General features: G+C 60.8%; 20 protein-coding genes. 6 read left to right on the top strand and 14 right to left on the bottom strand.

Going from position 1 to position 22,320, the window contains the following annotated elements; translation table 11 throughout:
• Together AB8B33_RS13235 and AB8B33_RS13240 are read right to left on the bottom strand one after the other, a co-directional pair.
• Positions 1–3,210 carry a hypothetical protein gene (locus AB8B33_RS13235; RefSeq protein WP_439015725.1) on the bottom strand — a complete coding sequence of 1,070 codons (3,210 nt, stop codon included), beginning with the start codon at positions 3,208–3,210 and terminating at the stop codon, positions 1–3.
• Positions 3,211–3,486: 276 nt separating this feature from the next.
• Positions 3,487–4,650 carry a mandelate racemase/muconate lactonizing enzyme family protein gene (locus AB8B33_RS13240; protein WP_439015726.1) on the bottom strand — a complete coding sequence of 388 codons (1,164 nt, stop codon included), beginning with the start codon at positions 4,648–4,650 and terminating at the stop codon, positions 3,487–3,489.
• A 221-nt stretch (positions 4,651–4,871) separates the two neighbouring features.
• Here AB8B33_RS13240 and AB8B33_RS13245 point away from each other — a divergent pair, with 221 nt between their 5' ends.
• Positions 4,872–5,834, top strand: a complete 963-nt coding sequence (locus AB8B33_RS13245; RefSeq protein ID WP_439015727.1) for a LysR family transcriptional regulator — start codon at positions 4,872–4,874, stop codon at positions 5,832–5,834.
• On the opposite strand, the gene AB8B33_RS13250 is transcribed toward AB8B33_RS13245, so the two are convergent.
• The 3 genes from AB8B33_RS13250 to AB8B33_RS13260 all read right to left on the bottom strand — a co-directional run bounded on the left by AB8B33_RS13250 (position 5,824) and on the right by AB8B33_RS13260 (position 8,345).
• Positions 5,824–7,521 carry an FAD-dependent oxidoreductase gene (locus AB8B33_RS13250; protein ID WP_439015728.1) on the bottom strand — a complete coding sequence of 566 codons (1,698 nt, stop codon included), beginning with the start codon at positions 7,519–7,521 and terminating at the stop codon, positions 5,824–5,826. The genes AB8B33_RS13245 and AB8B33_RS13250 overlap by 11 nt on opposite strands.
• 10 nt (positions 7,522–7,531) lie before the next feature.
• Positions 7,532–7,837 (bottom strand): UBP-type zinc finger domain-containing protein, encoded by a 306-nt coding sequence (locus AB8B33_RS13255; protein WP_439015729.1) that lies wholly within the window; start codon positions 7,835–7,837, stop codon positions 7,532–7,534.
• Positions 7,838–8,168: 331 nt separating this feature from the next.
• Positions 8,169–8,345 (bottom strand): hypothetical protein, encoded by a 177-nt coding sequence (locus AB8B33_RS13260; protein WP_162747951.1) that lies wholly within the window; start codon positions 8,343–8,345, stop codon positions 8,169–8,171.
• A gap of 870 nt (positions 8,346–9,215) precedes the next feature.
• On the opposite strand from AB8B33_RS13260, the gene AB8B33_RS13265 reads away from it, so the two are divergent.
• Positions 9,216–10,208: a calcium-binding protein gene (locus tag AB8B33_RS13265; RefSeq protein ID WP_439015730.1), complete on the top strand. Its 993-nt coding sequence runs from the start codon at positions 9,216–9,218 to the stop codon at positions 10,206–10,208.
• A 376-nt stretch (positions 10,209–10,584) separates the two neighbouring features.
• On the opposite strand, the gene AB8B33_RS13270 is transcribed toward AB8B33_RS13265, so the two are convergent.
• Positions 10,585–10,986, bottom strand: a complete 402-nt coding sequence (locus AB8B33_RS13270; RefSeq protein WP_439015731.1) for a GFA family protein — start codon at positions 10,984–10,986, stop codon at positions 10,585–10,587.
• Between the two features lie 217 nt (positions 10,987–11,203).
• Between AB8B33_RS13270 and AB8B33_RS13275 the strand changes: the two genes are divergently transcribed.
• A complete protein-coding gene (locus AB8B33_RS13275; RefSeq protein WP_439015732.1) occupies positions 11,204–11,443 on the top strand; it encodes a hypothetical protein in 240 nt (79 codons plus the stop codon).
• Positions 11,440–11,706, top strand: a complete 267-nt coding sequence (locus tag AB8B33_RS13280) for a hypothetical protein (RefSeq protein ID WP_439015733.1) — start codon at positions 11,440–11,442, stop codon at positions 11,704–11,706. The genes AB8B33_RS13275 and AB8B33_RS13280 overlap by 4 nt, the downstream gene beginning before the upstream one ends.
• Positions 11,707–11,720: 14 nt before the next feature.
• Here the strand turns inward: AB8B33_RS13280 and AB8B33_RS13285 are convergent, their stop codons facing one another.
• From AB8B33_RS13285 to AB8B33_RS13305, 5 genes are all read right to left on the bottom strand, one after another.
• Positions 11,721–12,965 (bottom strand): glycosyltransferase, encoded by a 1,245-nt coding sequence (locus AB8B33_RS13285; RefSeq protein WP_439015734.1) that lies wholly within the window; start codon positions 12,963–12,965, stop codon positions 11,721–11,723.
• A gap of 169 nt (positions 12,966–13,134) precedes the next feature.
• Positions 13,135–13,899, bottom strand: a complete 765-nt coding sequence (locus AB8B33_RS13290; protein ID WP_439015735.1) for a sugar phosphate isomerase/epimerase family protein — start codon at positions 13,897–13,899, stop codon at positions 13,135–13,137.
• A gap of 123 nt (positions 13,900–14,022) precedes the next feature.
• Positions 14,023–14,955, bottom strand: a complete 933-nt coding sequence (locus AB8B33_RS13295) for a glucosamine inositolphosphorylceramide transferase family protein (protein WP_439015736.1) — start codon at positions 14,953–14,955, stop codon at positions 14,023–14,025.
• Positions 14,933–16,075, bottom strand: coding sequence for a glycosyltransferase family 4 protein (locus AB8B33_RS13300; RefSeq protein WP_439015737.1), 1,143 nt, complete (start codon positions 16,073–16,075; stop codon positions 14,933–14,935). The genes AB8B33_RS13295 and AB8B33_RS13300 overlap by 23 nt, the downstream gene beginning before the upstream one ends.
• 313 nt (positions 16,076–16,388) lie before the next feature.
• Positions 16,389–17,123, bottom strand: coding sequence for a glycosyltransferase family 25 protein (locus AB8B33_RS13305; protein WP_310387245.1), 735 nt, complete (start codon positions 17,121–17,123; stop codon positions 16,389–16,391).
• A 247-nt stretch (positions 17,124–17,370) separates the two neighbouring features.
• Between AB8B33_RS13305 and AB8B33_RS13310 the strand changes: the two genes are divergently transcribed.
• A complete protein-coding gene (locus tag AB8B33_RS13310) occupies positions 17,371–18,714 on the top strand; it encodes an NAD(P)/FAD-dependent oxidoreductase (RefSeq protein WP_439015738.1) in 1,344 nt (447 codons plus the stop codon).
• 141 nt (positions 18,715–18,855) lie between these two features.
• Here the strand turns inward: AB8B33_RS13310 and AB8B33_RS13315 are convergent, their stop codons facing one another.
• Positions 18,856–19,662, bottom strand: a complete 807-nt coding sequence (locus AB8B33_RS13315; protein ID WP_439015739.1) for a class I SAM-dependent methyltransferase — start codon at positions 19,660–19,662, stop codon at positions 18,856–18,858.
• Between the two features lie 57 nt (positions 19,663–19,719).
• Entirely contained in the window at positions 19,720–20,349 is a 630-nt protein-coding gene (locus AB8B33_RS13320) for a carbonic anhydrase (RefSeq protein ID WP_439015740.1), read from the bottom strand.
• Positions 20,350–20,640: 291 nt separating this feature from the next.
• On the opposite strand from AB8B33_RS13320, the gene AB8B33_RS13325 reads away from it, so the two are divergent.
• Positions 20,641–21,402, top strand: a complete 762-nt coding sequence (locus AB8B33_RS13325) for a sulfite exporter TauE/SafE family protein (protein ID WP_439015741.1) — start codon at positions 20,641–20,643, stop codon at positions 21,400–21,402.
• Positions 21,403–21,417: 15 nt separating this feature from the next.
• On the opposite strand, the gene AB8B33_RS13330 is transcribed toward AB8B33_RS13325, so the two are convergent.
• Positions 21,418–22,227, bottom strand: coding sequence for a pirin family protein (locus tag AB8B33_RS13330; protein WP_439015742.1), 810 nt, complete (start codon positions 22,225–22,227; stop codon positions 21,418–21,420).
• Between the last annotated feature and the right edge of the window lie 93 nt (positions 22,228–22,320).

The following is a 22,320-nucleotide window of genomic DNA, read 5'->3' on the forward strand; positions in this document are numbered from 1 at the left end:
TCACTGGCAATCATAACCCATACAAAGCGGCACCTCGTGCGCGAGCTTGTCTGAATTCCGATCGAACAAATAGCTCGGCACCGTCGCATATATCGGGTCGTCGATACCGTTTAAAAGAATGAGATCCGCCATCATCGGCGACATTTGAACGCCCGGGAAATAGGTCCTGAAAAGACCGATCGCTTTTTCACGATGCGAGAAGAAATCATAGACGCGCCGCTGCACGAAGCGGGCAAGCTCCGGCCGGTCGCGAGAAACAAGAAGGGCGTAGGGCTCATAGGTATAGAAGTCTCCGGGCGGTTCGACATCATCGCCCGAGCAGTCCGCGGCTGTTTTCCATGACTCAAATTTCGCTTTAATGATTTCCCGGTCTCCGAAATAGACCTGTTTGCGCAGAGCACCTTTCTCGCAGAACCATTGTGTCAGTTGATCATGGGTCTCGAATGAACAGAGCCTGACCGATGGTGTGTCTTTCGATGCCGGCTTGCGATCGGGACAATCACGTAATGGCGTCTTGCAATCCTTCATCCCCAGATTGGACGGAGGCGTTCCGAAGTAGTCGACATCGCACGCACGCATGGCGACCTGTTCGGCCGTCGTGTTCTCGACATAGGCGAGATCGGTGCCAGTATGCGCGTCGCGCAGCGGCCTGACCATGTAGGAAACACCAGTGACGAACACAATGGGCGAAAAATAGCCGTCTATTTCCTGGTCATTTCGCGAATACCGCAACGTGGTCGGGTCGCAAAGAATGTCAATCTGCTGCGTTCCTTTGCGGCGGCTGACCAGAAAGTTGTCGAACCGGTTTGCAGCAGTTACCTCGACCTCGAGAAGAATATAGGGGGAATCGTCGAAGATACTGTAGCAGAGATCAGCGGCGTAGCCGCGATAGTGCCGTGTGCTGGACGGCCCCGCCGAGTATGAAAAGGGTTCCGCATCACGGCGAAATCCCGCCAGTACACGCTGGATTTCGTCGCCGCTCGGATCGGCAAAAGCTGCGCCGCTCAAAGCGAAACTCACGGCAAGGCTCGTCGAGAGAAGAAGGAAGGTTGCGGTCCTCGTCGCGCGTCGCCCAACCCCTGACCTCTTATCCTTCGCCTCACTTTTCTTATCCTTCGCACCACTTTGTTGACTCTGCTTCGGCCTTGGCCAGGCGGCATGGGTCAAGGCGACGAAAACAACAGCAAAGCAGACCAGTGGATCGGTGAGATTGTAGAAACGGTAGAAGATGGATCTATCGGGGTCGAGATACTTCTTTCTTAGGGTTTCGTACGGCGTGCAGACGGCATCGGACAGGCATCCCGATTGCCAGGCGAGGCTGAAGCCGAATATGATTGCCGCCATCAATAGCGCGGCAGCGGCGCCAAGCATGATCGCTCGCGACTTGTCGAGCGCCCAACGTTCCGATGCGCGGACGAGAAGGAATGCGAAGATGCCGGCACAAACACTCTTCGGAATGAAGGTAGCGAATGCCGACTGCGGACGAACGAAGAGCAGAGCACGAAACCGGGTGGGATTCTCCGCGATCAGGGCCGTCCAAAACGCCGCGAGAAGCGCGAGACCGATGGCTGCGACGACAGTGGCAAGGGCAACGTAATAGATCATCCGTTCGGCCGATCGCCTGCGTGTCTGGAGATGTCTGAGATGCCGGCGCCTGTCGGTATCAGCCAGATATTGCCTGAGCGCCGTCACGACGATGACCGGCAGCCAGAAGATGATTGCAACCTGCAGCGTTTCCAGGGCGGCGGTGGCGAAGACCGCCATCGCTGTCAGTTCGACGCTGGCCAACGGTGAGTGAAGCCCGAGGCGCGTCGTCAGAGCGTATATGCAAAAGATCGGCGGCAGCAGGATCAGGACCCAGAAACCCGTCTCCGCAGTTTGCTCCGGCGGAACGATTTCCTTGACGGCAGCCTCCAACGCCGAAATCTCACTGTCGGCGGTCTCGCCTGTCTCCCTTTGATACCAGCTTCGCTCGGCATAGACGGCAAGGATTGCTGCCAGTTCAAGCCGGGATTTGTCGATCTTGGCGACGATATCGTTGAGCATCATCTCCAATTGCCGACGCCGACGAGCCTCTGCATCTTTTATTGTCTCTTTCTCTTTCCCCGCTTTCTGCTCGTCCGCCTCTTTTCGATCTTCGGTATTCTCATTTTCCGTTTTCTGATCGCCCGTCTGCGCGCGGGAAGCTGCGTCCCAGAGGTCTTTCTTGCCGTCCTTTGGGATGTCGCTGTCGAGAAAGTCCTGTAAAGCGAGCAATGCACGCTCCGCTACCAGCCGTTGCTCGTGCGACAAAGGCTGCAATTCGTCGAGAATGAGCGTGTCGGGCCAGGAACCGGGATTCCGCATCGCCTCGACCATAATTTCAAGTTCGGCCCATTTCCGGATAAGGGAATTATAATTGCCGCTCCGTTCCAGGAGGACTTTCATCCACGGTTTTACCTCGCCCAACTTGTCCACAATGGATGGACGCAATGTGGGATCCGGGTCGGATTTCTCCTTTGGGGAAGCCACGCCGGCCGCGTGCCTCTCGGTCTTCTTGTCGGAGTTGGAAGAGCTTGCTCTAGCTTGATATCTCTTGGACTCGGATGGATCTTTTTGCTTTTGGATCTCCTCTTCCACAATCGGCCTGACATATTTGTCGAGTGTCAACAGAAGGCGACGCGTTCGCTCCTTGAGCTGCATCGGAACTCCAGCCCAGCCGTGTACCTTTCGTCTCAGCCAGGTTTCCACGATTTCCACCGGCTTCAGAAGAGGGGCAAATCCGGCCATGCCGATGGCCAGCGTCAGCGGCCAGGTGGGGCTCGTCAGCGTATCGCGGCCGATATTCACTTCCAGTCCCGCCATCGGAATGGTACTCGCCAGCTTGAAGATCAGCCCTCCGAAAAAGGTGAGCGCGGTATAGATCGCGATCAGAATGCCCGCATAATAGAAATAGGCCTGCCGCATGGCATCGATGCCGCGCAATTGCGTCGGCGCCAACCTCTTCAGCACCTCATAGTCGACTTCATCCGGTCGGGACGTGGGCTGCCGAAACCGCTGCCAGGCGAACACGGCAACCAGTGCCGCGCCGAAAATGAAAGCCAGGACGAAATTCCATTCCAGGCGTAAGCCCATGAATGGCAACAAATCGCGCTCCGGCTCCAGCCGATGATAGCTCCAGAGCGACGTGGGAACGTCCGCAGGCCAGACGTTGACGGACGTATCGACCACGCGCAACCTCCCGGATATTTAGCTTCAGGCCGTTGAAATATGCCCTCAGCAACTCGTAGCGTTGGGGTCGCACGCACCGGCCGAAAATGCGGGACCCGCAGGCACCGCAGATGCGATAACGGATAAAAGCAGGATGAATGCCAAAGCAATTCTACGCATCGCTGTCACCCCCAGAGAGTTTTATCAAGAAACGCTAATACTACCATAGTTTGCACAAGCCGACAATACATGCGATCGTCCCAAGCACGCAGGTAAAACTACGCCGGCTTGACCATGTTACTCCGCCAGCTCCCGCATGACCTTGATGAGATCAGACTTGCCCTCGAAGCCGATACCCGGCAGCTCCGGCATGGTGATATGGCCGTCGATCACCCGAACGCCGTCAGGGAATCCGCCATAGGGCTGGAAGAGATCGGGATAGCTCTCATTGCCACCAAGGCCGAGACCAGCCGCGATATTGAGCGACATCTGGTGGCCGCCATGCGGAATGCAGCGCGAGGGCGACCAGCCGAACTGCCGCAGCACGTCGAGTGTGCGCAGATATTCGACAAGCCCGTAGGACAGCGCGCAATCGAACTGCAGGTAATCGCGATCCGCACGCATGCCGCCATAGCGCAGCAGGTTGCGGGCGTCCTGATGCGAGAAGAGGTTCTCGCCGGTTGCCATCGGCGCATCGTAGAATTCGGAGATGGCCGCCTGCAACGCATAATCGAGCGGGTCGCCGATTTCCTCGTACCAGAAGAGCGGATAGTCGCGCAGCATCTTGGCATAGGCGATGCCGGTCTCAAGATCGAAGCGGCCGTTCGCATCGACGGCAAGCTGCGCCTCAGAACCGATCTCCTCGAGAACGGATTCGATGCGGCCGCGGTCTTCCTCGATCGAAGCACCGCCGATCTTCATCTTGACCACGGTGTAGCCGCGGTCGAGATAGCCGCGCATCTCCTTGCGCAAGGCGCTGTTGTCCTTGCCGGGATAGTAATATCCGCCGGCCGCATAGACGAAGACCTTCGGGTCAGCCTCCCTGCCCTTCATATCGGCCAGCAGCCGGAAGAGCGGCTTGCCCTCGATCTTGGCAACGGCATCCCACACCGCCATGTCGATCGTCCCGACCGCGACCGAGCGCTCGCCGTGACCGCCGGGCTTTTCATTCTTCATCATCGCCGCCCAGATCCTGTGCGGATCGAGATTGGTGCCGGCATCATTCACGAGGCTTTCCGGCGCCGCTTCCAGAATACGATCCCTGAAGCGCTCGCGGATAAGGCCGCCCTGGCCATAACGGCCATTGGAGTTGAAGCCGTAGCCAACCACGCGCCGCCCGTCTCTCACGACATCGGTGACGACGGCCACCAGGCTCGCCGTCATCTTGCTGAAGTCGATATAGGCGTTGCGGATCGGCGACGCGATCGGCTTCGTCACTTCGCGGACATCGATGATACGCATGGCAGTCTCCCAGTCCGGATCTGAGGGCCGTTGCCCTCGCATAGGAACGATTTAGGCGAAATCCGCCCTCACCGTCCAATGCCGATCCGGGTTCTTTCAATGCCGGACCGGCACTGCAGATTTCCCGTTTCACCGAAAATCACCATGAAATAGCTTGAAATCCTTGGAACGATGCCGTTCTGTCAATGCTCCCTAAGCATCAGAAAAACGGATGAACCATCGTGGAAACCGCCTGGCTCGCCGATCTCCAGGCTCTCGCCGAAACGCTGAACTTTTCGAGAGCAGCAGAGAAGCGCCACATCACCCAGCCGGCTTTTGGGCGCCGCATCAAGTCTCTTGAGGACTGGTGCGGGTCCGAACTCGTCGATCGCTCGACGCACAGGTTGAAGCTGACCCCTGCAGGCGAGGCCATGCTGGAGGCGGCAAACGATATCGCTGCACGGCTCGAGCGCGTTTTCAGTGATCTCGAGCAGATGCGTGCGGCGACCTCGACCGTGACCTTCGCCGCCACCCACGCCCTCTCCTTCATCTTCTTCCCCGGCTGGATTCAGGCCCTCGGCCACGAGGCATCGACGATGCCGATCCGCCTCCTCTCGGACAATATGAACGAGTGCGAGCGGATCATGACGGAAGGCCGCGCCCAATTCCTGCTCTGTCACGACCACCAGAACAGCAGGATCCGCCTCGACAGGAATGCCTACAGGCATGTGGCGCTTGCGACCGACCGCCTGATCCCCGTCAGCGGGCGGGACCGGGATGGCCGGCCGCTCCAAAGCATCTCGGAGGCAACGGATCGCACAATCCCGCATCTCGCCTTCGAAGAAACATCCGGAATGGGCCGCATCCTCTCGTCCGCCCTCTCCGCCCACACAGGGCAGCTGCACCTCTCGACAGTCTTCACTTCCCATCTGGCCATGGCGCTGAAGGCGCTCGCCATTGAGGGAAAAGGCGTCGCCTGGATACCGGAGAGCCTGGCAGCCGACGAGATGGGACCGGATGGAAGATTGACCTCAGCCGGATCGGCGGACTGGGCAGTCGACGTCAAGATCGTGCTGATCAGACCACGGGCGCGCATGACTGACATTGCCGAGAGCTTCTGGACCCTGGTTCAGGGCAAGGATTGGCGTGCAAACCGCCGGCCGCTGTCTGCAACGGTACCGCTCGGGCAGCAGATCATTTCATGAGCGCAGCCTGTCTCAGCGCCGCGTGAATATCGCTGACGACGGCAGCCCCTTCGCCGACGGCTGCGGCAACCCGCTTTGTCGATCCGGCCCGGACATCGCCGATCGCAAAGACGTTCGGCAGGCTGGTTTCCAGTTGCAGGGAGCGCCTTCCCAGCTCCTCTTCGACATCAGGGCTGAAGGTCGTACCGGTCCTTATGAACCCCCTGTCATCCGTCTTGATGCGGCACTTGATCCAGTCGGTATTCGGGTCGGCGCCGATGAACATGAAGACGCGGCGAAGATTGTAGTTCTTCCCGGACTGCGTCCTGAGATCCGTGATGGTTGCCGCCAGGCGACCATGCAGATCTTCCGACAGCGCTGTCAGCTCGCATCCGAGATGCATCTCCACGTTTGGCAGTGCCGCAATGCGATCGATCAGATAGGTAGACATGGTTTCGGTCAGGCTTCGGCGGATCACCAGGTGGAGACGCCGGACCCGCGGTGCCAGGAATGCGATCGCCTGGCCGGCCGAATTGCCGCCGCCAACCAGGGCAATATCGTCGTTTTCGCATAGTTTCGCTTCGATTGCAGATGCCCAATAGGAAATGCCGGCGCCCTCGAAGCGCGCTATGTCGGAAATATCAGGCCTGCGGTACCTGGCGCCCGAGGCGATGACGACGGTTCGCGCCTTGACCGTCCTGTCTCCGCCAATCCGCAATACCATAGGGTCGGTTTTGCGTTTGCCGGCCGGGGCCGGAATCAGTTCGTCGACATCGAGCGGCAAGGCGATCTCCGCCCCGAATTTTAGCGCCTGGTTGAAGGCGCGGCCCGCGAGCGCCTGGCCTGAAATTCCGGTCGGAAAGCCGAGATAGTTTTCGATACGCGAGGAACTGCCGGCCTGTCCGCCGATCGAACGTGCGTCGATGACGATAACGCTGAGCCCCTCCGATGCCGCGTAGACCGCAGCCGCCAGACCCGATGGACCTGCTCCGACGATTGCCACATCGTAGACGATTGCCGGATCGAGCTCCGGCGTGATGCCGAGGCAGCAGGCAGCTTCAGCGTCTGTCGGATGCTTGAGTACCGTTCCGTTGGGGCAGACCATGAGCGGCAATTCGCTCGCCAGTATCCCAAGCCTCTCCACCAGGCCCCGGCCTTCGTGGTCCGAGGCCGCATCGAGCACGACATGGGGATAGCCGCTTCGGGTCAGAAAGCCCTGCAGGCGAACCAGATTGGGCTCTCCGGGATTGCCGATCAGGACCGAACCGGCGCCGCCGAAATTGATCAGTTCCACACGCCGCAGGATATAGGCGCGCATGATGATCTCACCGATATCGGCCGATCCTATGATGAGAGCCTTCAGATGCGCGGCATCGAATGCCAGCGCCACACATCCTTCCGGCCCGGCACGTCCGCCTGCAAGCACGGGCCGTCCGGAGAGCTGACTGACCTCTCCCGAAAACTGCCCTGTGCCATGGCTCGTGATCAGCGCTTCCGGCATCGACAGCCCGTCGTGCCTGAAGACATCGAGGCCGCCGGAGAGGATCAGCCATGCGGGCGAATGCCTGTCACCGATCTGGGACACGATCTCGCCGGGGGCAAAGGAATGCGGGCCACTGCTGGCAAAGCGTGTCGCCATTTGAACTTGTGCGGCACTCAGCACCGGAAACATCTGGTGACGGCGGGTTTCGAGGCTGTCGGAGCTCATTTCGGCACGCTCAATAATAATAGCGCGGGATCGGGCCGCGCTGCGGCGTCTGATCCGGCAGTTCCACCATCGTCTCGTCGAGATAGCACCAGCCCCAGCCCTCAGGCGGATCGTACCCTTCAATGATGGGATGTCCCGTGGCATGGAAATGCGCCGTCGCATGCTTTCCGATGGACTGATCGCAGCACCCCACATGGCCGCATTCCCGGCAAAGCCGCAGATGGACCCATTCCTGTCCATCCTCCAGGCATTCCTCGCAGCCAAGCGTCCTGGGCTCTACGGATTGAACGGCTGCAACATGCTTACATCCCGACATCTGGTTCTCCTGTGGTTATGGAAGTCCGCGCCTGCCGGAAGGAAGATAGATCAGGAGACGATTTTCTCTATCATACGCATGTGTAGAACCATATCTTCGTCGACTAGCATCAAGGTAGAGACGGCGCCCGCAATGCACGCAGAGATGGTTAGTTCATCTTCCGCTAGAAAATATTGCCATGTTGTGACCGCAGTCACTATCGGAAACAGCCGCTGCTTGTATTTTGCCCCCGCTGGATGCTGCACCTACCAGCCGGAGAAGGGTCTCCGGGCCCCACTTGGCGGCCCTTCTCAATTTTTTCCCGTTGGCGATGGCGGCGCGACGCCCCCAATTACCGAAACATCTCGCTCTGACTGCCGATCCTGCCGCCTTTTCGCACGGCGGTCACCGTATCCTGACCTGGGTCGAATGGTTTATCCCCGAGCCACGACACAGTGAACAGAAGAAGCGCAGCTGCCATCAGCGGCGGGCCAAGATAGACGATCAGGAGGGAATTTAGCGGTCTCATGGTGGTTTTTTTCTTGTTTCTTGGTTTGTCGTAGGGTCGTCGTCATCGGGCATCCGTACGGATCGCGCCGATGTCGGGTGAAGCGAAGGCAACAGTCTGGGAATGCGAGGCGCTGAATGTGAGATAAAGTCCTTGAGCGCTATAGTAGGCTCCAACCCACATCAGCAGGCTGAGATGAAGCGCAACGACAAGACAGTATATCCTCATAGTTTCCCTTCTGCGGCAGCTTTTAAGGCCATAATTTCGGACCTATTCTGTATACATCGACACATAATAACTTCCTTATTTTTATTATTATCGCAAAATTAGCCGATCTACTATTGTCACCCACACAGCAAAAAGGTGGAAAATAGGCGAGACGGATAGAACAGATAGCATCGAAAGAATTATACTTGCCGCTCCGCCGGCAGCAGCACCTTAGTCCTCACGAGCTCCGGCCAGCATGCTTCCGGCATATTGGCGGCGGTGGGGTCGCGGACCGATTGTTCGGTCAGCCACACCGACATCGCGGAGCATGGCCGCACCAACCTGCATGATCCGCCCTCATCGAGAACGGGTTCCCCTCACGCAAATCAATCCAAAGTAGCAGTTCGCCCTATAACCTGATAGGATGCCAGCTAAGAGGAGCGAGTGACCGTCATGGTAGTTTCACTTGCCCCAGCAAGAACTATTCAACAATATCCTGAGATCGCAGCAAACGGAGGAAGACGCATGGGTATCTACGAGGGCACGCCTGGAGATGATGTGTTTCGCACGCAAAGCTCTACTCTTATAATAATTCCAGAGGCGGGAATTATATTCGAGAACAGCGATGTTTACTTGGGCCGTGGAGGCAACGACACCTTTCGGATCGCGACGTCGACTTTCGACTTGCCGGACCTCTTGGAAGCAACAGACGATATTTTCGGAGGAGCGGATAATGACACGCTGATCTTTGCGCCTCCTCATGACTTTCCCGGCCAGATCGATGTCACGTTTTACGGCGACGCAGGAACGGATTCCGCCTACCTGAACTTTCAGCCGATGGGAGCTCTCGACGTCGATTTCACGAATTTCGGGCCGGGCACCTTCACATCCATCATGTACCTGACCCACGCGGACGGCGGTTACGCAGGCCAGTTCTTCATTCAGCCCGACGTCGAACATGTCTCGGTCATCGGTTCGAATTTCGGTGACCGAATGGTCGGCAATGCGGGCGACGACAAGCTGGATGGCAAAGGCGGGGCCGACGCCTTTTTCGAAACGACGGGCAACGACACCTACATATTCGATGATACGGGTGATCGCGTCGCGATTTATTCAGGGCCGCTGCTCACCGTTCCCGATGGCGGCGTAGATACGATCTGGACGACGGTCAGCGTGGATCTGCATGACCAGGGACCTGTCGAAAACCTCCGCCTGAACGGCACGGCGGATATCAACGCGACAGGCAACGACCTTGCCAACATGATCACCGGCAATGCCGGCAGCAATCTCATCGCCGGTGGCGCCGGCAACGACAGCCTCTACGGCAAGGGCGGCGCCGACACTTTCCATTTCGATGAAATGGGCATGGCCAACAAGGACTTCGTCTGGGACTTCGATGCGGACGACAAGATCCAGCTCGGCCCTGCCTTCGCCGGCCTCGATCTGGACAATAATGGCGTGCTGGATGCCGCCTCTTTCGAAATCGTCAACAAGTGGGGCGCTGGCGGCACCAAGGGTGGCCCCGAGCTGATCTACAATTCCGCGACCGGTGTTCTGTCCTACGACGCCGATGGCGCCGGCACGACCCATGCTGCCCAGGACATTGCTTTCATCGGTGTGAACAAGACGTTCTTCGACAATACCGACGTCCTGGTAAACAGCTCCCTGCTCGTCTGACGGGCGCGCGCCGCATATCTCAAAACGGCCGGTTTCACCGGCCGTTTCCGCTGGGTGATGAGGTATCCACCGGAAGGTGATTGAACCTTTGGCGATCTGCCCAAATCATCAGAACAAGCGCATGCTGATTCCCTTGGCCTGACAAATGTTTGGGCCGGATATTTGGGGGCATGAAATGCGCGATTTGCTGTCAAACTTCGAAGAAGACCATCGCAGCCTCGGCTATGGTGCAGAGGCTCCACCGCATGGAGGACATGGGTTTTCCCGGTTCCATGCGGTCGCCGCGATTTTAATCCTGTGCGCGGCGATCTTTATCGGAGGTCACGGACTGGTCTAGCGCAATTCCAGCAAAATTTGTGCAGCGGTTTTGCGTCCGTCAGAACCAGAGATCGCGCACGCATCGTCCCTTGGACGGAAGGTCGTCAAACGTTTCCAGCCCGTCGAAATGATCGATCGGCAGATCGGAAACGAGATCCGGCGGCGCCAGGCGCAAATTGACCGCCATGCGCCGGCGCCCAGCCCTGTTGAGCCTCAAGCCGCGCCAGCTGAGCACGCAGGCGCAAGTCGGGCAGAACAATATTTCCAGCGACGACGTCTCCCGGCCGGTCCGCGTATAGGAGCCGGTCTCGCCGTTCATGCTGATCCGCTCGCCCTCGTAATCATAGGCCCAGAGCGCCCCATAGCGCCGGCAGAGCGTGCAGTTGCACGCCGTAATCGAACCGGGATCGCCTTCCAGCGTCCAGCCTGTCTTGCCGCAATGACATGAGCCGATCAGCATCAGCGCACCGTTCCATCCCTGTTTGTTGCTATGAGCCTATCCTGCCCCAATCACGTGATGTCCGCAAACCGCGCCCGACCCAATTCGCTTCTCCGCGCTCAGCCTGACCACAGCCCTTGACTCCCGCCAGAATGAGAACATAATAAGAACATTCCTGGCGCTGCGGTCGCCATCCCGACAATCCTGAACTGAAATGCTCTGCAAGGAGAATGAGAACATGCGTCCGCAATTGGCCCCAAAAACCGATGGTAATGTGATCGGAAACGAAGATTTGAGCTGGGAGGTCGAGGCCGTGCTCTCCTGGCACGACGAGGATGCCAAGGCTGCCATCGCCACGCTTCTGCAGGACTGCCGCCACCTGCGCGAACAGCTTGCGCTTGCCGAAGGCGCCATGAGCCGGGGCATGACCCGCGGCTGGCGGCCCACCTTCGACAGGTCCTCCTTTGACCCGACATGAAACACCGCCGCAGCATCGATCTCGTCGCCAGCCATGAGGAGGTCGCAACCGACAGGGAGACGCTCGCCACCCTGCCGCAATGGTATGTCCTCCACGCCCGCTGCCCGGCCTGCCAGCACGAGACGCGGATCGACCGGCGCATGCTCGCCTACCGCTATGGCAAGGACATATCGCTGGCGAGGATCGGCCCTCGCCTGAAATGCATCGGTTGCGGCAACCACACGGGAAACCAGCTGCTGCTCGGCAGGCTGCCGCGCGATTGACCGTGTTCTCCCGCTTATGTGCCGGCCGAGGCAAGCAGCAGCCTTGCCGCCACTATCGCCCCATCGGTTCGGATCGCGGGGGCGACGGCCGCAGCGCGCTGGCGCATATCAGGCTGCAGCGCCGCAGAAAGCGCGGCGGAGAAGGTCTCAGGCGTCGGTATCGTTCCCTCATGCGCCACGCCGATGCCGAGTGCTGCAACGCGGCCCGCCCAATAGGGCTGGTCGGCAATCTGCGCCACGACGACCTGCGGCACGCCCGCCCGGCTTGCCGCTGCCGTTGTCCCTGCTCCGCCATGATGGACGATTGCCGCAACCCGCGGAAAGAGCGCCTGATGATTGGCCTCGTCGATGACGAAGCAATCGCCTGCGCCATCATCAGGCACCAGCCCGGCCCAGCCGCGCGACAGCACCGCACGCCGCCCGTGAGCGCGGATCGCCGCAAGGATCACGCCCGCGGCATCCTTCAGCGCATGCATCGGCATGCTGCCGAAACCGACATAGACGGGCGGCTCGCCGGCATCGAGAAAGGCCTCCAGCGCCGCCGGCAGCGGCCGGTCGTCATCGAACATCCAGGCGCCCGTCTGCACTGCGTCGATCAGATCCGTCGCAAGCAGCGGCCCGATGACCGGATCGGCCGCAAGCAACGGCCGGCGGGTCAGAACCGGATCGCGCACATTGTCCACCGGCGCCATGCCCATCGATGCACGCAGCCGATTATAGGCTCCGCCGAAGATCACGTTCTTCGTTTCGATATCATAGTCCCAGAGAACCCTGTTGTCGGTCACGCCGGGCGGATGCGGACGGCCCTTGAATTCATGCGGCTTGTGATGATGCGACGGCAGGAAGATCGGGCAGAATGTCGCCCCGAAATAGCCGATGCCGGCCCGCTCGGCCACCAGTTGCGCCGCCGCCATCGCCGGAAACAGCCCTGCCGCGACGATGAGATCGCATCCTTCCGCAACCGCTGACAGCGCCTCGAACTGTCCCGCCAATATCCCGGCCGCCCGCTCCGAAATGCCGTCGGCCGAACGCTCCCGCGTGTTGCGCTCTGCAGTCTTCATCACCTCGCTCACCCATTGCCGCACGGGCGCGTTGGCCGGCGCCAGCGGCACGCCGAGCCGGTCGAGCAGCTCGGCAAATTCCGCATCCGGCGGCGCGCAGACCACCGCCTCGGCGCCTGTTGTCTGCAAGGCAACCGCCAGCGCCGCCAATGGCTGCACATCTCCCCGTGATCCGTATGTGGATAGCAATACACGCATGCTCATCTCCCGATGCTGTTGATCAGGTTGAGCGTTCTACGCGCTCTCTAGGGGCTTGCCGCAAGTCCCCCCTGCGCCATATCTAAAGGCATAGCAGGGATGATGATTGTTCCCGGCCGCATCCCCTCCCCACATTTTCAGCGATCAGCGGCAGGCAAAGGCCGGTGTTCTACGTCACAAACCGGCTGAGATAGGCATAGCTGCGCGCCGCAAATTCGAAGGGCTGCCGTGGATTATCGTGCTCGACGACGAAGAGCCGCGCCCCGCTTGCGACAGCCGCATGCCACAGCGACGGCCAGACGAGCACGCCGGAGCCGACATTGGCCCAGCCGCCCTCCTCCGGATCGACATTATCAGGCGCCTGATCCTTTACATGCACCGAGACCAGCACGCTGGCATAGCGCCTGATCCATTCGACCGCATTCGGCTGGGCGCGCGCCAGCCACGCAATATCCGCCTGCCAGGTGAGCGGGCTGCCCTTGGCCGCATCGAACATCAGCTCGAATCCGTAGCGCCCGCCAATGGTGCGGTCGAAGCCTGCCATCTTGTTGTGATAGCCGAGCACGATGCCCGCTTCCTTCATCTGCTCAGCAAGCGTACCCAGCTCATGGCCGATCCGCTGCCATGCCGCCTTCGTTTCTTTCATCGCAGACGGTGCCGGATGCGGGACGAAGAGCTGCCCGATACCGCATTGCTGGCAGGCATCGACAAAGCGCTGCCGCTCGCTGCGCAGCGCCTCCAGCCCGACATGGGCTGATGGTGCCGTCAGCCCATTCCTGACAAGCCCGGCCTGAAGGTTATTCGCGTCACGCAAATGCCCTTCGAGCGGCTCGACAGCGCCAAAACCGGCGCTCGCCGCCTTGTCGAGCTGCGTGCCGAGATCTCCAAGGCCGCGCATCGAATAGAGCTGCAACGACAGCATCGGCTTCGTCATCGCTCATCTCCAGGCCATTGTCGCTCTTGCCGGCAAGGCATCCCGACCGTTCCTCCGCATCGAATCCGCTGGGGTCCAGTTTCACCCGTGTCGGCGCAGATTGCGAGCGCAAAACGGGCGATATCACCCCAATGCGGACAAGGCGGGCTTCGGCAGCAGCTTGCGTTTCAGGTTGACGATATGGCGGCCGAAGGATCTGTCGATACGCTTCACATCGATCAGCGTCAGGTCTCCGCAGGCAGAAAATGTGTGCAGGCCGTCGGGATAATCGGCAGTGGCGAGACCGCCGGTCAATTGGGCCGGTAGATGCGCGCAGGTCACATGCGTTTCGCTGAGCAGGCTGAAGCGCAGGAAGCGCAGGCCGCCGCCATAGCTGACGCTGCAATCCTGAACCGGCAGGATGATCTGCCCATCGGCGCCGATAAAGGGCGTGCCGCCCGGCCGGGCGCCGGAGCGATCCACCAGAACCGGATTTTGCGGATGGGTCTTCCACGGGCCGGTCAGCTTGTCGGCAAAGGCGATATGCAGTTCGCGCTGGTCACGCGCGCCGGCGCCGACAAGCGTGTAAAACATCCACCACTTGCCCTGATGCTCAATGAGACAGGCCTCGGCAGCGGGCAAATCGGTCAGGAGCACCGTTTCCCGCACCCAGTCATCGGGGAACGAGCGGGCGCGGTAAAGCGCGACCTCCCCCGCCTTATGGCTTTCCGGCATCATCAGCACCTCGCCATCCTGCTCGATCAGGAAGGGATAGGAGAGATGAAAAGGCTTGGTGAGCACCACCGCCCTGCCGCGCCATTGCAGGTCCGGCCCCACCAGTTCGTGGCGCTCGATGAAGCCATGCTTGGTGTGGTAGTCATAGGCTTCCACGAAGACGTGCAGGCTGTCGCCCTTCTTCACGGCGAAGGGATCGGCCAGATATCGCCATGGTCCCGGATCGGGCAGCCATGTAATTCGATCGGAACAATCGGCCAAAGTCTCGGCATCGAGCAGCACCTCAGCGGATGCGGGCACGATGCCCACCTGCCAGAAATCACTCTTGGGCTTCAGACGCATAGATCAACCGCGGCTGATCGATATCGGGCGCAGCCTGAACTGCGGCTCCGCGGGCAACCCGGGAATAGAAATCGAGAACATTCGCAATACCTGCCGAACGAGAGAAAGGAGCCAAGTCGTAGCCTACGCGCAACAGGCGGACAACAGGCTGTTCCCGCAGCACATCGGCAAGCGCCTCGGTGAGCTCCTCGACAGAGCCGGGTGCCACCAGCGTGACCGGATGCTCGCGCAGATATTCCGACGGGCCTTCGGCCGCCGTGGCGATGATCGGCAGTCCCTCTTGCATGGCTTCGAGGATCGCAAGCCCCGCCGATTCCTCTCGCGACGGCGAAACGAAAAGATCGAGATTGCGCAGAAACCCCGCCACATTGTTGCAATGGCCGAGCAGATGGATGCGGCTATCGCCCTTGGCGAGCTTTTCCAGCGCAGCGCGATGCGGCCCCTCGCCGACGATGACGAGAGCGGCATTGCCGGGTGCCGACTGCCGGAAGGCAGACACCAGCACATCATATCCCTTGCTGAGATGCAGACGCCCGACGCTGCCGACGAGCCGTGTTTCGCGCGACAAATTCAGCTGCGCACGCAGGTCGAAGCTCTCGGCCGATTTGACATCGGGCAGCCAGTTGGAGATCAGCGTCGACTGGCCGTCAAATGTGCCGAGCCGCGTCGACTGGGCGGTGTTGACGCAGATCACACCCTCGAGGCAGGCGTGCTGCTTGGCCTTGTAGCCGACATGCAGGGTCGCGATCCTGGCGACGCTGTCAGGCGCTGCGGCAAGTGCCTTGCAGCCATGGCTGAGATGCCCATGCGCGATCTCGATGCCTGTCCTGCCCATCAGCCGCCGCAGCCTCAGGCCCCGCAGAAACGGGATCGCGAAGCCGTGGAAAACAACCTCTTTCGAGAGCAGACCAGCAATCGGCGAACCGTATCGTCCGGCAACGTGAACCTCATGTCCAAGAGCAGCCTGCCCGTTGGCGAGGTCAGCGCAGTATCGTTCCGATCCAGCAACTCTGGAGGAGAACAAGACATGCAGGATTTTCAACTTATGAGACGCTACGGGATCGGCAGCCTCATAGGCACGCGGGTGCAACTCACCCACGAAATCGTTTCGAGCACTCAAGATACACCTCAGATCGATGTCCGACCGAGTTGATATGTTGGCGGAACACTTCTCGATAGGTTTCGGCGATGATCTACATCGGAGATCCAGCGCAAACAAGACTGTGTAACTATACAGAATCGTAAAGTTTTACGCCACAGAACGACCATTTTTGGGGTAACTTGCTGATGTAACTCTTGAAAAATTGCGGCAGTATTATGCACGACCGTAACACCGATAAAACAGCCTGCTAAAGTGCCAAAAAAAGTCTTGAGATGGACTTTAAGGGCAACGACAAAGCCGCCCTGAAAACCGGGCTTTCCGTCCCGGCGCCTTATTTTTTCAATGCATAGTTGATTCTGCGAACCGTCTCAGCGATGCGGATCGCATAGGTCGGCAATCGCCTCCACCAGGGAAATTTGGTGGCCCTGTAGACGGATCGCGTCCCGATATTCGAGCCGCCCTCTTGTACGACAGTCACGTTTTGGCGGGTCGTGTAGACCCGCGCTCGGGATGCCCAGCCGCGCTCCAGTTCGATATCCCAGGGAAATCGCATGACGCCGACCGTCTTGAGGAGCTTCAGGGCGCCCATCCGCGTCACCGCGTAGCAGGCTGCCGACCCCTGCGGACCATGCGTTACCCGCCCGATCTCATCGCCGATAGCCGAGGTGGCGACAGGCCTGAAGCCGACGATACGGTGATTGAAGAGCTTGATCACATCGGCGCCGGGCACCGCCGCAAGTGCTGCTTCGGCGCGCGCAATGAGGTCGGCAGACAAAATGACATCGTCCTCGACGATGATGCAGGCGGCCTCGCCCGTTTCCAAGAAAGCCGCGAGCACCTTCAGATGGCTCCGGTAGCAGCCATATTCGCCCGGCAGGATGGTCCGGCCATTGTTGCGCTGAAAGGCGCGCTCATCACAGGCCGTCCGCTGATCTGCGGCAATCTCCCGCCCATCGACGCCGGCAATGCGAATAAGGTCGAACTGCAGGGCCTTGGCCCGATCGGACAATGCATTCCACCGATCCGTGGACCGGTCGAGATTAATCACATAAATGCGGGTCGTCATCGTCCAACCGTGGTTTGCAGCTCAAAGCAGCCGGGCCTCCCCCTGAGGCCAAGCTTCCCGGCAAACTCGCCTAGCACTTCCCCCGCCGGCTGTGCAACCTGCCGTCGCGGCATGGCAGCAATGTCGGCAACAAATTTCTCCTTGATCGGCCAAGGGCAAGCCCAGAACCGCGATGACATCAGCTTGAATTGCCGCCCCGGAGCCTCTAGCACTCATACCTATCGATCAGCCCTTCAGGACGCATAGCTTGCCAGCCTTCCCCTTCTCCCTAAACGATCCCATCCAGCATCATGGCCCGCTTCCAAAGACATCCGACGTCGTCATCATCGGCGGCGGCGTCATCGGTGTGACGACGGCGCTGTTTCTGGCCAAGCGCAAGATCTCCGTGACGCTCATCGAGAAGGGGCGCATCGCTGCCGAGCAGTCCTCCCGCAACTGGGGCTGGATCCGCAAGCAGGGCCGCGATGCCGACGAACTGCCGATCGTCATCGAAGCCTGCCGCCTGTGGAAGGAGCTCGCGGCAGAATGCGGCGAGGATATCGGCCTGAACGAGACCGGCGTCACCTATCTCGCCAACTCCGACAAACAGATGGCCGGCTTCGAAACCTTCATGAAGCTCGCGAGCGCCTACGATCTCGACACCCGCCTGCTCGACAGCAGGCAGACGGCCTCCTTGTTCAAAGGCATCTCCCGCAAATTTGCCGGCTCGATGACGACGCCATCGGACCTGCGCGCCGAGCCATGGCTCGCCGTCCCTGCCCTTGCCCGGCTCGCCGCCCGTCTGGGTGTCACGATCATCGAAAACTGCGCGGCGCGAACCCTTGATATCTCCGCCGGCGAGGTAAGCGGTGTGTGGACCGAGGCCGGCCGCATCGAGACCTCGACGGTGCTCGTCGCAGGCGGCGCCTGGTCGTCGCTCTTCCTCAGAAAACACGGCGTTTCCATCCCGCAGCTTGCTGTCCGGGCGACCGTCGCAGCAACCGAGCCCCTGGCCGAAATCCACGCAGGTGCCGCAGGCGGAGCGGATGCCGCCTTCCGCCGCAGGCAGGATGGCGGCTACACGCTGGCGCCGGCAAGCCACCGCCTCTATCTCGGCCCCGACGCGTTCCGCCACGCCATGAAATATATGCCGGCGCTCATGGCCCACCCCTTCGGCACCCGCTATTCGGCGGCAGCCCCCGAAGGTTACCCGGACAGCTGGTCGACCCCGCGCAACTGGACGGCGGATGTCAAGAGCCCGTTCGAGCGGATGCGCGTGCTGAACCCCGCCCCCGAACAATCCAGCCTCGATGCCATCAGCCGCAATTTTCAGCGCCTCTTCCCGCAATTCGAAACCGTCCGCCTGAAGACGACCTGGGCCGGCATGATCGACGCCATGCCCGACATCGTGCCGATCGTCGACCGCGTTGAGGCCATCACCGGCCTCTTCGTCGCAACCGGCATGAGCGGCCACGGCTTCGGCATCGGCCCCGGCATCGGCCGCGTGGTCTCCGACCTGATCCAGGGGAATCCCACCGGCCACGATCTCAACCGCTTCCGGCTCTCGCGCTTCACCGACGGCAGCCGCATCCGGCCGGGGCCGGCGATTTGAGCTGACGCGAGCCTGCGCGCCATCATGGGCCTGCGGCCGTGCGCCAGAATTGTCCGGGAGTTTCGATACCCGCCCGTCAGCGCAATGGGCTGAAGACGGACGCCGTCTTCCCTCGATTTTCCAGCAGAAGACGCTCCAGCCCTACGTCCGCCTGGCGATGAAAATCGACGTTGTCATATTTCTGGTGACGACGCCGCCAAAATCACTCCGTGCGAGATCCTCCAGCGCGTCCAGCAACGCCTCGCGCTTCTCCGCCTCCAATGCCACGACATTCGAATAGGTCGCGTAGAGCCGCCGCACCGCGGGCGGATCGAGCGTCAGCGTCCACTCGAACATGGCAGGCGGATCGCAGTGGAATGAGGCCTCCTCGAAATCCCTGAGCCGGGCCTCGCTATCGAGCCCGTAAGGCGTCTGCGTCGTCCCTCCGCCAGACGGGCTTGGGCGATGCCCGGCAAAGAGATGCGCACTCGCCTCATGAAAGGGATCGGGCCTGATACTGTCGCCAAAGACATTCCAGATCAGAGCGACGGCGCCGCCATCGCAAAGCAGCGCATGGATACGCCTGAGCGCCGGGACGGCATCGAGCCAGTGAAATGCCGTCGCACTCACCACGAGGTCGTATGATTGCGGCGCCTCGATCAGTTCTTCGAAGGCTTGCTCGACTACCTCGAGTTCGGGGCGATGCAGCCGCGCACGCAGGAATTCCGCAAGCCGCCTGTCCGGCTCGACGGCCAGAAGCCGCCGCGGCTCCTGTTCAAGAAGATGTTCCGTGGCAAGCCCGGTTCCCGCACCGATATCCAGTATCGAGATACCTGATCGCAATCCGGCCCGCTGCCGCAGCACATCCCACACCGCCGGCGGATAAGGCGGCCGGGCTAAGTGATAGTTTTCAGGGCTAAGGCCAAAGGCTTGCCGGCCGAATGGACGGGCAAGGGTGTCACCGGACATGGCGATCTCCGCGCTGATCGGCGTAGACCTATCCCATTCAGCAAGAAAACGCACCCACTAACCAAGCAGCGAAACCACGCCGCTGGCGATATCGTAGCGCGCCGCCACGACCTTGAGTTTGCCCTCTTTGGCAGCCCCGGCAATGACGGTCGAGCTTCGGCTGATCAGCGTCGCCTGCATCTTCGCATTCGCATCGATGGCCGCCCCAAGGTCGTTGCCCGCCGCATTCACCGCCGGCCAGATCGGCGCATAGAGGGCGCCGATCTGGCCGGGCACGGCCTTGCCGTCGATGGTCGCCTTCACCGCGCCGCAGTTGGTATGGCCGAGCACCATAAGAAGCCGGACGCCAAGAACGGCCACACCATATTCGAGGCTGGCGATGATCTCGGGCGTGGCGATATTTCCCGCGACACGCACGACGAAAAGCTGGCCAATGCTCTGGTCGAAGACAAACTCCACCGGCACGCGTGAATCGGCGCAGGAGAGCACCGCCGCGAAAGGCTCCTGCTTTTCCGCCGTCTTCGCCTTGAGGATCGAAAGGTCCTCGTTGAGAGACTGGAGACGCCCGTCGATGAAGCGCCTGTTTCCCTCCATCATCGCCTTCAGCGCATCATCGGGCGCCAAGGTGCTCTGTGCCGATGCCGGCCCAGCGGATGAGGTGACAGCCCCGGCCGCTACTGCCGCCACACCTCCCAATGCACTGCCACACCGGAGTGCTGCGTAAGATCATGCATCTTCCCCTCCCAAGGTTGGTCCCGCGATTGATATGCCGAAACTTGAGCCCCGTTTCCGCATGGCAGCGCGAGCGCCCACGGTGCGCAAGTCACCCAAACGGGTGAGGCACGACCGGCCGTTGTCCGCAGATAGCGAGTCCCCTGGAATATTTCACGGCGCGAACACCTCGAGGCTATCGGCGGCTTGTCCCCGCGATGCCCCTGATGCATCGAAAGACACATTGGGGAGATGGGGAGCAAGCCAATGACACCAGCGATCGTTTTATTGCTGTTTGTATCAGGCATAGCCGGTGGCGTGATCAATGCGCTCGCCGGTGGCGCCACGCTGCTCACCTTCCCCGCCATGCTCGCAGCCGGCCTGCCGCCCGTCACTGCCAATGCCTCGAATGCGGTGGCGATCGTGCCGGGCCATCTGCTCGCCGTCCTCGCCGATCGTCGCAAGGTCCTACCGTTGGACGCCAAACTCTGGTCATCCGTCCTCGTCTGCCTCGTCGGCGGTGCCGTCGGCGCGCTGCTGCTGCTTGCCTTGCCCGAGCGGCTCTTCGTCTTGCCGGTTCCAGCCCTGATCGGCATCGCCACCCTGCTCTTCCTCTTCTCGCCGCGCATCGCCGCCTGGGTCGAGGCAAGGCGCGGCGATGCCGAGCCCTCGCGCGGTCTCGGCCTTTCCGTCCTCGGCCTCTCGTCGATCTATGGCGGTTTCTTCGGCGCCGGCCTCGGCGTCATCCTGACGGCGGTTCTCTCGATTGCCGATCCCAATGACATCCGCCGCGTCAAGGCGCTGAAAAACCTGCTCGCCACCTCGGTCAGTATGGCAGCCGTTGTCATCTTCATCGTCCAGCGCGCCGTCCACTGGCCCGAAACGTTGACGATGCTGTCAGGCGCCCTGGTGGGCGGTTATCTCGGTGGCTACCTCGTGCGGGTGCTGCCGGCCATCGTCGTCCGCTGGTTCGTCATCCTCACCGGCGCCGTCATGACTGTTGTTTATGCCGTCAAATATTGGAGCTGAGGTCCGCCCCTATCTTCACTTCCGCAGCCACAGCCGCTTCAACCCTTGCCACCGTTTCACGAGGCGGATCACGACAGGCGGCGGGATCTTCCTGGTGTCGGCCATCGTCCCCTGCCTCGTGACGGGAGACCGGGGATCAAGCAGGAAGGCCACCATCACGCAGGCGCTCGTCGCCTCCACGCTCAACACCTCATCCGACAGCAGCAGCCCTTGCTCGCCTTCGCCAAACGCCTCCTCGCCGGCGAGAACCGCGCCGCTGAACACATAGAAATAGAGGTCACACCCCTGTTTATGCGGGAAATCCACCCGCACGCCTGCCTCCAGCCGGATATCGAAGAAATCGATCCGGTTGCGCACGAAAAACGGCGCATCGCCCCCTTCCGGCCCGACAAGGTGCCGCCAGCGATTGGGCGCGCTGTCAGGCATTGCCCCATACTGAATGCCGGGTTCGAGATCGACAGCATCGGGCCGCACGAGGATCTGCAGCATGCGCAGCGGCGGATCGGAGGCCAGCGTTTCCTCGGAGTGCCAGAAGCTGCGCCCGGCATTCATCACCATCAGATGCCCGCTGTCGCAAACCAGCCGGCCGCGGGCTCTGTCTTCATGGCGCATCACGCCTTCAGGCACCCAGGATATGATTTCGTCATTGCGGTGCTCGTGCATGGCGATCAGCCGCCCCGGATGCAGGATGGATTCGACCACCATCGCCAGCGGCCCATGCCCATGATCCCCAGGCTTCGGCTTTATCCATCCCGGCATGTTGACATGTACGACAAACCCTCCCGTGTCGCGCACAACGAAGGTACGTTCCCCCTTGAGCAGCATCGCGTCCTCCTTGCCTGCAAGCAGTGACGATACCGCTCCATTAGCACCCTGATACCGTCAGAGGTCAATGAAGCGACCTGCCATTGACCTGTC

Origin of the sequence: Rhizobium sp. 768_B6_N1_8 (assembly GCF_051811225.1) — a bacterium.
Classification (GTDB): domain Bacteria; phylum Pseudomonadota; class Alphaproteobacteria; order Rhizobiales; family Rhizobiaceae; genus Rhizobium.